Source organism: Marinobacter sp. L-13 (genome assembly GCF_056857715.1).
The window spans coordinates 99,149-112,789 of record NZ_JBSXNQ010000068.1; the positions used below are offsets into that span (position 1 = coordinate 99,149).

At 56.5% G+C, this 13,641-nt stretch carries 8 protein-coding genes; 3 read left to right on the forward strand and 5 right to left on the reverse strand.

From position 1 onward, the window contains the following. Positions 1-106: 106 nt before the first annotated feature. Genes ptsP through AC13DD_RS19670 form a run of 3 tightly spaced genes read left to right on the forward strand, consistent with a single transcriptional unit; the run spans position 107 to position 5,663 of the window. Entirely contained in the window at positions 107-2,938 is a 2,832-nt protein-coding gene (gene ptsP / locus AC13DD_RS19660) for a phosphoenolpyruvate--protein phosphotransferase (protein ID WP_405417737.1), read from the forward strand. Next, positions 2,938-3,903 (forward strand): 1-phosphofructokinase, encoded by a 966-nt coding sequence (gene pfkB, locus AC13DD_RS19665; RefSeq protein WP_482931629.1) that lies wholly within the window; start codon positions 2,938-2,940, stop codon positions 3,901-3,903. The genes ptsP and pfkB overlap by 1 nt, the downstream gene beginning before the upstream one ends. Continuing rightward, positions 3,900-5,663, forward strand: coding sequence for a PTS fructose-like transporter subunit IIB (locus AC13DD_RS19670; RefSeq protein ID WP_482931630.1), 1,764 nt, complete (start codon positions 3,900-3,902; stop codon positions 5,661-5,663). The genes pfkB and AC13DD_RS19670 overlap by 4 nt, the downstream gene beginning before the upstream one ends. A gap of 41 nt (positions 5,664-5,704) precedes the next feature. On the opposite strand, the gene AC13DD_RS19675 is transcribed toward AC13DD_RS19670, so the two are convergent. Genes AC13DD_RS19675 through AC13DD_RS19695 form a run of 5 tightly spaced genes read right to left on the reverse strand, consistent with a single transcriptional unit; the run spans position 5,705 to position 13,466 of the window. After that, a complete protein-coding gene (locus AC13DD_RS19675) occupies positions 5,705-6,076 on the reverse strand; it encodes a VOC family protein (protein WP_053113416.1) in 372 nt (123 codons plus the stop codon). A 55-nt stretch (positions 6,077-6,131) separates the two neighbouring features. Continuing rightward, positions 6,132-7,421 carry a sensor domain-containing diguanylate cyclase gene (locus AC13DD_RS19680; protein ID WP_053113417.1) on the reverse strand — a complete coding sequence of 430 codons (1,290 nt, stop codon included), beginning with the start codon at positions 7,419-7,421 and terminating at the stop codon, positions 6,132-6,134. Positions 7,422-7,454: 33 nt separating this feature from the next. Next, positions 7,455-9,821 carry a sensor domain-containing phosphodiesterase gene (locus AC13DD_RS19685; RefSeq protein ID WP_053113418.1) on the reverse strand — a complete coding sequence of 789 codons (2,367 nt, stop codon included), beginning with the start codon at positions 9,819-9,821 and terminating at the stop codon, positions 7,455-7,457. 9 nt (positions 9,822-9,830) lie between these two features. Beyond that, on the reverse strand, positions 9,831-11,885 hold the full coding sequence (locus tag AC13DD_RS19690) for a putative bifunctional diguanylate cyclase/phosphodiesterase (protein WP_053113419.1): 2,055 nt from the start codon (positions 11,883-11,885) through the stop codon (positions 9,831-9,833). A 27-nt stretch (positions 11,886-11,912) separates the two neighbouring features. Continuing rightward, a complete protein-coding gene (locus tag AC13DD_RS19695) occupies positions 11,913-13,466 on the reverse strand; it encodes a methyl-accepting chemotaxis protein (protein ID WP_053113420.1) in 1,554 nt (517 codons plus the stop codon). Positions 13,467-13,641 lie beyond the last annotated feature (175 nt).

Below are 13,641 nucleotides of genomic sequence, written 5' to 3' on the forward strand. Positions count from 1 at the left end.
CTTGATTTCTGATCATATCTGTTTCACCATCGATTTTAAGCATGCTGACACGATTCAGCAAACAAAAACTGATACGCAGTATCAAAACAAAAAGCGAGGCAACCTCATGCTGACGCTAACTGCCAATGACGTTCGATTGGGTGCCACTGCCTCTGACTGGCAGGACGCACTGCAACAGGCTGCTCGAGACCTTGAGCGCGCTGGCCGGACTTGCCCGGAATACCTGGCTGGAATGAACGCCCGTGAACAACAGTCTTCCACGGTATTGGGCAACGGCATCGCCATTCCCCACGGTACACCGGAAAGCCGGGATGCCGTCCTTGAAACCGGTGTTCGCATTCTTCAATTCCCCGAGGGGGTCACCTGGCACGATGGTGCGCGGGTAAATGTACTGGTGGCCATCGCTGCACAGTCCGACGAGCACCTGGATATTCTCCGACATTTGACCCGGGTACTGGATAAGCCAGGACTGGCTGAGAAGCTTGGCCATGCTACGGATGCCGCGGAACTGGTTGCCTTGCTTTCCAAAGCTCCGGCCGTTGCCAAATGCGACAGCGAGACGCTCTGTCTGGGAATAGATGCCTCCACACCGAACGAACTGGCCTTGATTGCAGCTGCACGTCTGCAGAGTTTGCGGTGCGTCGACACGGATTTTCTGGCCAGCATTGTCGGCCAACCGCCGGTGGACCTTGGTCAGGGCTTCTGGCTGACCCACCACACTGTTGGCGCCAGGCGCCCGACCCTTTCATTGGCAACACCAAAGCGTGCAACTGCGGAGCTGCGTGGGGTGTTCTGTCTGGCCGGACCCGGTGATGAGTGCCATGACCTGCTGGAGCGCATCGATACTTTCCTGGCTGGTGATGAACCTATTCTGGGCCTGAGTGCTGAGGCTTTGTTGGCAAGGCTTTCCGGCGAGGCGGCCGACGCAGTGACGGCTAAAGTCACCCTGTTGAATACCCATGGCCTACACGCGCGACCCGCCAAGCAACTCGTCCAGGAGGCGCGTCGCCACAATGCCAGTATTCGGTTGCGCCTGTTGGAAGGCGAAGGTGCCGCAGTATCCGCTACCAGCCTGACTCGGGTGATCGGCCTGGGCGCCCGCAGGGGTCAGACGTTGCTGCTTTCGGCGACTGGGGATGACGCAAGCCAGGCCATTCAGTCTCTGACCAGCGCCATTGAAGGCGGCCTGGGTGAAAAAGTTTCTCCATTGCGGTCTGCGGATCCGCAAACCAAGGTGCCTGAAGCCGAACAGGCTCCCGCACTGACGGATGATCAGCCGGTTAAAGCGGTTGCCGCATCTCCCGGACTGTCGCTGGCACCGGCTTTCGTCATGCGACAGCCGACCCTTGAATATCCGCAATTCGCAGAAGATAGCGAACAACAGATCCAGCGCCTCAAACAGGCCGTCGATAGTGCTGACGGTCAGCTTCGAACCCTGATCCGTCAGGCGGAAGGCGGCGAAGCCGCGCCTATTCTCTCGGTTCACGTGGAAATGCTTCAGGACGAAGATCTCTACCAGGCTACGTTGGAAGCGATCAACGAAGGGGCGTCCGCCGAGGCAGGTTGGTGGAAAGCCATAGATACCGCGGCCAGGGCCCAGGAAGCGCTGGCGGACCGTTTGCTGGCCGAACGTGCCGCGGATCTGCGGGATGTCGGGCGCCGGGTCCTGTCCAACCTCTGTGGCGTGGCCATGCCGACGCCGCCGGACACTCCTTATATCCTGGTGGCTGACGATCTCGGGCCATCGGATGTGGCTCGGCTGGATACCACCAGGGTGCGTGGCCTCGTCACAGCCCGCGGGGGAGCGACGTCCCACAGTGCGATTTTGGCCCGAGCCCTGGGGCTGCCTGCGGTCGTGGGTGCCGGTGAGCGAATACTGACAATCCTGAATGGCTCCGATCTGGTGGTGGATGGCGAACGGGGTTGCCTGGTGCCGAACCCCGGGGCCGAACGCTGCGAGAAGATCCGTCGCCGTCTGCAACAACTGGAAGCGTTGCAGGCCGAAGCTCATGAGAACCGCAATCAACCTGCTACCACCGTAGATGGCCATACCATCGAAGTCTGCGCCAATCTCGGCAACACCGCCCACACCCCGGATGCTGTTGAACGGGGCGCCGACGGTGTAGGCCTGCTTCGAACCGAGTTCATTTTCATGGCCCATCCGGAAGCGCCGGATCTGGCCACTCAAGTCACTGAATACCAGAACGCATTCGATGCCCTGGACGGTTTGCCCCTGGTAGCCCGTACCCTGGATGTGGGTGGCGACAAGCCGCTGGATTACTGGCCGTTACCCCAGGAAGACAACCCGTTTCTGGGCATGCGTGGCATCCGCTTGTCACTGACCCGCCCGGACATTCTGGAAACCCAGGTCAGGGCCCTGCTGACCGCGGCAGGTGATCGCCCCCTTCGCATCATGTTCCCCATGGTGAAGGATCTCGAGGAGTTCCGAGCAGCCAGGGCGATTGTTACAAAAGTCCAGAGCGAGGTTTCGGCCAGTAATGTTCAGGTCGGCGTGATGATTGAAGTGCCCTCCTGTGCCTTGCTGGCTTCGACCCTGGCGCCGGAAGTGGATTTCTTCTCGATAGGTACCAATGACCTGACCCAGTACACACTGGCCATCGACCGCGGCCACGGGCAGCTCTCTGCGGAATCGGATGGACTGCACCCCTCGGTATTGCGGCTGATCCGGATGACCGTGGAAGCTGCCCATGCCCACAACCGTTGGGTCGGGGTGTGTGGGGAGCTGGCCTCAGATCCCCAGGCGATTCCGGTTCTGGTCGGGCTGGATGTCGACGAACTGTCTGTGACCAGTCGTCGGGTGCCCCTGGTTAAGGCCTGTATTCGCGGTCTGAACCTTGAAAACGCCCGACAACAGGCTGAAAAGGCGCTGTCTCTGGCAACGGCGTCCGAGGTACGTGATGCCCTGGAGGCCTGGTGATGGCCCGTATCCTGACAATCACCCTGAATCCGGCTCTCGATCTGAGTGTTGAAACGGCGCCCCTCGCTCTCGGAGAGGTAAATCGCACAGGTCATACCCTGATGGAGCCGGCCGGAAAAGGCATCAATGTAGCTCGGGTGCTGGCGCGTCTGGGCCATTCGGTCACCGTTGCAGGGCTGTTGGGAGACGCCAATGCTGCGCCCTTTGAACGTCTGTTTGAGGCAGAGGGCCTGCAGGACAGTTTTGTACGCGTTCCCGGCCAGAACCGAAACAACATCAAGATTGCTGAGGCTGGCGGCCGGGTAACCGATCTGAATGGCCCCGGTTTCCGGGTCCCGGATGACGCAGTTCAGCGCCTTCAACTCCGCCTTAAATCCCTGCTGCCGGAATGCGACGCGGTGGTCATCGGAGGCAGTTTGCCAGATGGCTTTCCGCCTTCTGGATTGGCAAACCTTGTCGAGCAAGCTTCCCAAGCAGACAAACCGGTATGGCTGGATACCAGTGGCGCGGGCCTGAAGGCCGGCATCAAAGCTGGTCCCTACGCCATCAAACCCAACACGGACGAGCTGTCTGACTGGGCCGGCACACCCCTGAAGGATTTGGCCTCAGTGGCAGCTACGGTTGACGGCATCCGTGCCGGTGGCGTGTCCCACGTGGTGGTATCCATGGGTGCAGACGGCGTGTTCTGGTCGTCGCCGGCCGGCATCCTGAGGTCCCGGGTACCCCCGGTCTCGCTGGTCAGCACCGTGTGCGCCGGCGATACCTTGCTCGCAGGCATGCTCCATGGCGTGCTTGGTGGACAGTCTGAAGACACAGTGTTGGCGTTCGCCACGGCTTTGTCTGCCGAATGTGTGCAACACATTGGTGTCGGAGACCCCGAGGCCCCGGACTTTCCCTCCCTTCTCCAACAAACCCGGGTGCAGCCGTGGCCCGCGGAAAACAACACCGGAGAGATACGGTTATGAATCTGATCATTGTGACTGCCTGCCCCCAGGGCGTGGCGACTCGTTTTCTGGCTGCCCGGGCCCTTGAGCGTGCGGCGAACCGGCGCGGCTGGTCTGTTACCACTGATACTCGAGGCCCGGATGGTAAAGCCGACAACAAGCCCAGCGAAGAGGCTATCCGACAGGCCGATCTTGTTATTGCCGCGGTCGGTGTCCCGGTAGATCTGGACGCCTATGCAGGCAAGCGGCTGCTGCAGATTCCGGTCACCGCGGCCCTGCCAGACCCGGACGCCATCCTCACCCGGGCGCAGGCGGAGGCCACACCCTGGGACCCGGCAATGGCCAGTCAGGAATCTATCGCAACCAGTCCCGGTGTCGGCAGTGGCTCTGCCGGTAAGCGGATCGTTGCCGTTACTGCCTGTCCCACTGGCGTCGCCCATACCTTTATGGCGGCGGAGGCACTGACCGCTGCCGCGGAATCCGCGGGCCACAAGATCCGTGTAGAAACCCAGGGGTCGGTCGGCGCCCAGGATCCGCTGACGGAGGAGGAAATTGCGGCTGCCGATGTGGTGATCCTGGCCTGTGATATTGAGGTAGATCCGGGCCGCTTCTTTGGCAAGCGGGTCTGGCGGACCTCGACCGGTGCCGCCCTGAAAAAACCAGCCGATACCATCCGTGATGCCCTGGAACAGGCCGTGGTTCTGAACGCCGGCCAGAAGAAAACGTCTGGCGCTTCCGGAAGTGGAGAGAAAAAGGGGCCTTACAAGCACCTGCTGACCGGTGTCTCTTTTATGCTGCCCATGGTGGTGGCTGGCGGTTTGCTGATCGCCCTGTCCTTCGTGTTCGGGATTGAAGCGTTTCAGGAGGAAGGCACGCTGGCCGCTGCCCTGATGCAGATTGGTGGCGGCACGGCGTTCAAGCTGATGATTCCATTACTGGCTGGTTACATCGCCTGGTCGATTGCCGACCGTCCCGGTCTGGCCCCGGGCATGATCGGTGGGTTTCTGGCGGGTGAGTTAGGAGCTGGGTTCCTCGGCGGTATTGTGGCGGGTTTCCTGGCTGGCTATGTGGCGCGGTTTATCAGCCAGAAACTGCCGATGCCAGAGAGCATCGAATCGCTGAAGCCGATCCTCATTATTCCCTTGCTGGCCAGTCTGGTGACGGGCCTGGGGATGATCTATGTGATCGGAGAGCCCATGGCCGCCATCATGGGCGCCCTGACCGGTTTCCTCGAGAGTATGGGAACGACCAATGCGATCCTGCTTGGTGGCATTCTGGGCGCCATGATGTGCTTTGACCTGGGAGGACCTGTCAACAAGGCGGCCTATACCTTCGGCGTGGGTCTGCTGTCTGAGGGCAGCGGCGGCTCGGCACCCATGGCGGCCATCATGGCGGCAGGAATGGTACCGGCCATCGGCATGGGTGTGGCGTCGTTCATCGCCCGGCGTAAGTTTGCAGAGGCGGAACGCCAGGCCGGACGGGCATCATTTGTCTTGGGATTGTGCTTCATCTCGGAAGGTGCAATACCGTTTATGGCAAAGGATCCGTTGCGGGTTATCCCGGTGTGTATGATCGGTGGCGCAATTACCGGTGCCCTGTCGATGCTGTTCACCGTCAAGCTGATGGCACCCCACGGCGGGCTGTTTGTGCTTGCCATTCCGAATGCGGTTAGTACCGTATTGCCCTATCTGATTGCGATTACCGTGGGATCACTGGTGATCGGTTTCGGTTACGCGTTGCTGAAAACCGGCAAGGCGGAAGTGGCGACAGCGGTAAGCTGAAAATGTAAAAATTGCGGCCCTCGTCTGAGGGCCGCAATTAATCAACCGAATACAAAGAACGCCAGCTTGTTACCGTCCGGGTCTTTCACATAGGCGCCGTAGAACTGGTCCGGAATTCGCTGCCCGGGCTCACCGTCGCAGGTAGCACCAAGCTCGATCGCTTTCTTGTACATGGCATCCACATTCTCTTTGGAACCCGCGGGAAGGGCGACCATATTGCCGTTGCCGGGATGGTTGGGTTCTTCATTGAAGGGAACGCACACCGCGAGCATGGGGGCACTCATGCTTTTGCCGATAAAAGCGATGCGGCCCATGTCCAGAAGCACCTTGGCCCCCTGGTCGCTTAACAAATCGGCATAGAATGCCTTTGCTCGTTCCATATCACTGACGCCAAGGGTGACGTATCCGATCATACTCTTTCTCCGTTCATGGTTGTGTGGAGAGCCAGAATACGCTGTTTTTTGCCTGTCAGCTCTTTTCAGCGCCGATTTCGCTGACTACCACCTGATTTCTGCCCGCTCTCTTGGCCTGATAAAGCAGTTGATCGCAGGCTGACAACAGCTCCCGAACACCGTTTATACTTCTGCTCCAGCATACGACCCCGGCACTCAAGGTAACATTGAAAGGGGTGCCATCGTCGCTGACAAAGCTCTCCGTCTCCATGCCGATACGCAGGGATTCGGCAACGTGGCGGGCATCACTCAACGTGGTGTGAGGCATCAGAACGATAAACTCCTCCCCCCCGGTTCGGGCGACAATATCAGTCTTGCGAGTCCGTGTTTCGATCAGATTGGCCACCGTGCGCAATACCGTATCGCCGGTAAGATGGCCCCAGGAATCGTTGACGCTTTTGAAGAAATCAATGTCCAGGGAGAGTAATGAGAAAGGATGGTCGTAACGGGCGGATTGTTCTTCCAGTTCCTCAAGCTTTCTGAGCAGGTATCTCCGGTTATAGAGCCCTGTCAGTTCATCGGTAATCGTCAAAGCTTCCAGCTGGAATTCCAGGCGTTTCTGATCGTCGATGTCAGTAATAACACCGTGCCAGGTAGTGCTGCCGTCCGGATTTCTCTCCGGCTGGGAGACACCTCTTAGCCATCGGATTTCGCCGTCCTTGATGATCCGGTAGTCGCAAACCCATTCGCTTAGCGTCTTGCGGGAGCGCTCTATGGTTTCGTGGACTCTTGAAATATCTTCCGTATGAATGGCTTCAAACATCCGTTCCGGGTTGGTTCGGGTTTCCTCTGCTGTTAAGCCATAAAAATCCTTGGCCTTGCGACTCATGTAGGGGAAGTGAAAGCTGCCATCTTTGTTGAGGGTAAAGGTATAAATGACCCCCGGGAGAGATTCGGCAAGCTGTTGCAACTGGTGTTGGGAAACTTTCTCTTCCGTGACATCAAGATGTGTACCCATCAGCCAACGGCTTTCTGCCGTCTGGTCATTGTTGAACAGGGTCCCGCGGGTGTGGATGTAACGCCAGTCTCCGTCCTTGTGAAGCATACGCACCACGCATTCAAACTGGTGGGCATCACCGCTCAGGTACGCGGTCAATGCCTGGTTTGCTGACTCGATATCGGTGGGATGACTGAGCTTTTCCCAGGTCTGGAACGACAATGGCGAAAGCTCTTCCAGGGTGTAACCCAGCATGGTGGCCCAGCGTTCATTAAAAATGATTTCGCCGGTGTCCAGGTTGTATTCCCAGGTGCCTGCCCCGGTGCCGTCAAGAATGGCATTGAGCCTGGTTTCTGCAGTCAGGTGCATGTGATCCCTCACACGAACGCCGCTTGTTCGCGGCTAGTTGTGGCCCGAATGGTAACGAGCCCAATTGAAATTATTGGCCCAGTCGAGCGCTTCTGCCAGTGGCAGAGGTGGACTGTACCGGTAGCCCTGTCCGACATCACAGCCAAGTTCGAGGAGACGTTGTTCCTGCTCGGCGGTCTCCACCCCTTCCGCCACAGTGCGCCTCTGAAAACTCTGGGACAGGCGTAAAATAGCTTCTACGATCATCGAGTTATCCTGGTTTCCTATCAGATCGCCCACAAAGGTTCGGTCGATTTTTACTTCCTGGGCCGGCAATGTCCGGAAGTAATTCAGTGACGAGTAGCCGGTTCCGAAATCGTCCAGGGAGATGCAAAGACCGGTATTGCGACAGACACTGAGATTCTTCATGACGGTAGTGGTATCGTCCAATGCCGTCGTTTCCAGGATTTCAATGATCAGCCGGTCACGCACTTCGTGAGGGCACTCGTTCAGCGTGCCTGTGATATCGTCCGGGAAGTGTTCACTCAGGAAATGGGAGGGGCTGAGGTTGATACTGAGAGTATACGGCAGCCCCAGGCTCATGAAGTCACAGATCACGCTGACCGCGCTTTCCATCACGAACAGTCCAACCTGTCTGGCGTAGTCGGTAAACTCCAGGTGCTCCAGAAAGCGCGCCGGGGAAAGGAGTCCCTCCTCCGGGTGGTTCCAGCGAATCAGTGCTTCAAAACCCTCAACCGTTCCGGTGCGGTAGTTGATCTTCGGCTGGTAGTAGAGTTCGAACTGTTTTTTCGCCAGCGCTTCGTCAACCTGTTCGAGTACACGAACTCGCTCCTTGCGATTAAAGTGAGACGCCAGATCAAACAGGCTATAGGTATCCTTTCCCGAATCTTTGGCCGCATACATGGCTTGATCGGCATGCCGAAGCAGCGTGTCCGGGTCTTCGGCGTCATCGGGATAAACGGTCACCCCCATACTGGCCGACAGTTTCATGACGGCATTCTGGTAGCTGATGGGCCGGCGGATAGCTTCCAGAATCCGGTTGTAGACTGTTGAGTCTTCGACATCCCTGAGAACAGCGACGAATTCATCGCCCCCGAGTCTGCCGATGGCATCGTGTTGCCGTATAGTGGCTTTCAGACGTTCGGAAATGATCTTCAGAACAGCGTCGCCCAATGCATGGCCGTGGTGATCGTTGATGGCTTTGAAACCGTCCAGATCAATGAAGCAGAGCGCCACCGTGCCATGGCGGAGATTAGCCTCATGGAGCTCCTGGGTGAAGATTTCCGTGAGTCTCCGGCGGTTGGGCAACCCAGTAAGGGCGTCATAATTGGCGGCTTTTTCAAGGCGTTCCTGATGCTGTTGTTTTTCGTGATGCAGGCGCTTCCGTTCAATCAGGTTCCCGAGGGTTTGTAGCAGTGGCTCCAACTCTTCGGCTAGCCTGACCTTATATCCCCCGAGGCGATTGGCCAGCCCTACGAGCCCCACCTGTTGATCGCCCGAGAAGACCGGAATGCCGATATAGGCGTCGATGTTTGGGTGCCCCTCCGGCAATCCTCCACGGCGGGGGTCGGTGGTAACATCCTTCGAGACCACAACTTCTCCCGTGGTCATCGGAAGGGCAATTAGGGTATCAAGGCGGTCGAAAACCAGCCCTCGCCTTTCCACCTGCTGGTAAAGCGCCTGTGTTTTCGGATTCCAGGCAATGTTGGTGATCGCGCCGATTTTCAGATAAGGGTCGCCGTTGGGCCGGAACAGGGTCTCACCGATGAAACCGAACTGGCTGCCTGTGAGAGACAGCATGTCATTCAGCATTTGCTCGAAGGCAGCATGCTGGTTATCACTGGTAAGAAAGACGTTCAGGGCCCTCTGGATCGACCGGTTGAGGTGGGAAACCTCGACGAACTCATGGTTTTCGATCGACAGGTAGGTTCGCTCGAGTTCGTCTTCTATCATCGTGGCCAGGTTGCGAAGGATATCGAGGTCCAATTCCCCGAAATCCCTCGGCTTATCGTCGATAATGCAGATCGTGCCGATTTTGAAACCGGTTGGCTCGCGCACCGGCATGCCGGCATAGAATCGAATATTGGGGAAGCCGGTCACAAGGGGATTTTGCGAAAAGCGTGGATCTTTCGTGGCGTCCGACACTATAAACGCCTTGTCCTGCTGGATTGCGTAATCGCAAAAAGCAACGGAGCGGGGGGTTTGGCTGGCTTCGAGGCCCTGGCGGGATTTGAACCACTGCCGTTCGCTATCAATTATCGAAAAGAGCGCGGTTTTCACGCCATAGTATTGGCGGGCAATCCGGGTGAGCCTTTCGAACCGATCTTCCGGGGGCGTATCAAGGATGCCCAGGCGCTCAAGTGCTGTGAGCCGACGCTTCTCCAGGGTACTGCTGTCCATGGTTCTGACTCACCTTGTTTGACCAGACGACTGCTGGGAAAAAAGTTCAATGGCTTCTTCAACAGGTAACGGCCTCGACAGTAGATAGCCCTGGCACAGATGACAACCCATTTCACGTAACAGTTCGAACTGCTCAACAGTTTCTACGCCCTCTGCAATAACCTGAATATTGTGAGCGACGGCGATATCAATAATGGATTTGACGATCACTGCTCCTTTTTCCGTCGAGACCTCATCCACAAAGGTTTTGTCGATTTTCAGGTCATCAATGCCGAGGTATCGCAGATAGTTCAGTGAAGAGTAACCAGTGCCGAAATCATCAATAGCGATACGGACACCCTGGGTGCGAAGCGCATCAAGGTTATGATGGGCTTCTTCCGACCGTTCCATGACCGCACCCTCGGTAATCTCGAGTTCGACGCTTTCGATCGGAATCTGCGCCTCTGCGATGCTCGCCAATACCCACTTGTGGAAATCCGCCTGTGAAAAGTGTGCTGGTGTTATGTTGATGGCGACCGGTGGGAAACCGGGAATCGTGGCTCGAGCGGTCGATATAAGTGCAAAAACCTGACTCAGAACATACCGATCCAGCTCCAGGCCCAGAGAGGATTTTTCCGCGATGGGAACAAATTCACCCGGAGAGACAAATCCCTCCTTTGGATGGTGCCAGCGAACCAAAGCCTCATAGCCGGCTATCGATCGATCAGCACACTTGTATTTTGGTTGCAGATAGACTGCCAGTTGCCGATTCTCGATGGCATCCTTCAGCCCCTGCTCTATTTCTATTTGCCGATGAAGAACCCTGTGATGTTCGGAATCAAAAACGCCGATACGCTGGTTGCGTCGCCGTGCAGACCCTTTGGCGGACTCCGCCAATTCCGGTAATACTTCAACAACCCCGGAATCCGCAGGGTACATCGCAATCCCGATGGTTGCCCTCACGTTCAACTGGTTTTCCCGAAGTTTAAAAGGCTTCGAAACGTAGTCGACAATGCGTTCAGCAATAGCCTCTGCGTCTGCACGGCTGCTGACATGCAGTGCGACAAGGAACGTATCCGCTCCTGCGCGCGCGCAATGATTGGCGCGCTGAATAGCGCGACCGATACGGTTGGCAAGCTTGATAAGAACTGCATCGCCAATCTCGTAGCCATAACGCTGATTGATAAGGCTGAAATGTTCAATATCGATGAAGAGGAGCGCCCCGGGACTGGCGCTTTTGAACCAGACCTTGCAATCTTCAACCAGTGTTTGTTTGTTGAGCAAACCAGTTAAAGGATCGTGTGTCCTGAGGTAGTGTGCCTGCTGGAGTGCCTGCTCCTGTTCAGATACGTCGATGCCAAAGCCCTGTACCTCGGCATCATCGCTTCCGGGCGCCGAGGTCCTTCGAAAGCTCCATTCGACCAGCGTTTGCGCGCCATCTTTTCCAATCATCGTCACTTTGACGGCAATCTCTTCAGACGCATCCTTATCATTGAACAGTGAGGCCAGTCGTTGACGGATATGGTGGCCCGGTTCATTGAAGAAGACCGTGATGGGGGCGCCGATAATGTCGGTGTTCTCTGTGCCCAGGGCCCTGGTAAATGAGGCATTAGCAAAGGTAATGCGGAAATCGCTGTCGAGGCGAAGGATAAACTGTTTCTGCGCCTGGACGATTTCCCGATAGCGCTCCTCTGCTGCGGCAAGCTTGTCGAGTGCATTTTTATAACTGCTTAGGTCGTGGCAGATGCCGACAAACAGATGTTGGTCAGCAAGCCTGGTCTCGCCTACGGATAGGTGCATTGGGAAGGTTTGGCCGTTTTTCCGCTGGCCCCGGACATCACGACCGATGCCAATAATTTTTCCAACGCCGCTGCTTTTGTAGTTTTCAATGTATTGGTCATGATGCCGGGCGTCGGGCTCAGGCATGAGCATGGACACGTTATTACCCAATACCTCCTCGGGAGCATAGCCGAAAAGCACTGTCGCAGACTCAGAGAACTGCTGAATGATTCCTTTGTCATCGATAACGATAATGGCATCAACCGCCGCATCCATCAGCGCCGACGCCAGGCCTTGCTCAATCATTGTCGTCGTGCCACCTGGAATTATCCGTCATTTGAACCTAACGACGAGCTCGTGCAAATCGTTCGCAATCTGTTCAATGTTTTTCACGCATTGGGTGGACTCCTCACCTTTGGCCAGGTTGTTGGACGCCAGATCGGATATTTTTTCCACCTGCTCATTAATCTGGTCCGACACCTGAGCCTGTTCTTCCACCGCTGCCGCCATCTGCAGCGCCATTTCAGCAATGTTGGTGACGGACTCGGCGATATCATTCAGAGTGCTCTCGGCCGAGAGCATTTTTTCCATGCCTTCGTCTGCTGACAGTTTGCCTTCGTCGGCCTTTTGATTGGCCTCCTCAGAGCGAGAAATCAATTCGTTTACGATGCCATGGATTTCACTCGTCGAGTTGCGGGTGCGGGAGGCCAGACCTCGCACCTCCTCGGCTACCACAGCGAAACCGCGACCATGTTCCCCGGCCCTGGCTGCTTCTATGGCGGCATTCAGTGCCAACAGATTGGTCTGTTCGGCGATTTCCTCGATAATCTTTGCAGCGGAGGCTATTTGTTGAGTCTGTTGCGCCAATTCCCCGACGGAATCGCTGATGCCATGGACGGAACCCTTAAGGGTCTCAATCGCCTCCCGAGTGCCGCGAACAACAGAGCGACCCTCATTGGCAAATTCCTTGGCACTGTCTGCTCGCTCTGCGGTTGATTGAACATTTGATGAGACTTCAGCAATCGTTTGAGACATCTCGTGCACGGCCGCTGCAACCTGTTCGGTCTCGGACTGCTGCTGCTTCAGGGCCTCCTGTGCTTCGAAACTGACCTCCCGACCTTTAACAGAGTGCAGCCTCATCTCATCGGCAGAATCTTCAAGTCTGGTAAGTACCGCATCCAGGTGTGCTTGTTGGGCTTTCACTGCGACTTTGATGCGCCCAAGTGGCAGGTCGTCATCGGTGTAGCTCTTTGCAGCGAGATCATCCGTAAAGCTGTGTTCAAGTAGCTTCGTGACCGACCCCATTAGTTGCTTACGGGCCAGATGCATCCAGCCGGCATAAGCAATGACGCCACCGGCCAGAACCAGTTCCGAGAAGGTTTGCTGACCGGCGAGAAACAGGGCGCCTGCGACGATGAATACGAGGGCAAGAAAGATGGTGGGAGGTTGCACCCTGTGCCACAGAGGGATGCCGGACTTTCCTGCACGGATGGAGGCATACAGATTTTCCGCCCGCTCCACGTCTTCTCTGTCCGGGCAGGATCTGACGGACTCGTACCCGACCACCTTACCGTTCTCGGTTACGGGCGTAACGTAGGCACTGACCCAATAGTAGTCACCGTTCTTGCACCGATTTTTTACCAGACCCATCCAGGGTTGGCCGGCTTTCAGATGGGACCACATGTTTTCGTAGGCGGCCGGCGGCATATCCGGATGCCGGACGATGTTGTGGGGCTGGCCGATCAGCTCATCACGAGTGAAACCACTCACCTCGACAAACGCAGAGTTACAGTGGCGAATCTTCCCTTTCAGATCAGTGGAAGAAATCAGTTTCTGGTTAGGCGAGAAGGTTTTCTCGTTATCCGTGACCGGTAGATTCTTTCGCATGACGGGGCCTGATTTGAATGGAAACAGGAATGTTTACTATTTCAAAGTAGGACAATTAATGCAAAAGAACTATAGGGAGTACAGATTAAGGAGCTAAGGAAATTCCCGATTGCAATAGTAAAACTGCCCGGAATTCAAAGCCGAAGCACCTTATTTTCCAGTTGTTCTCATGTGT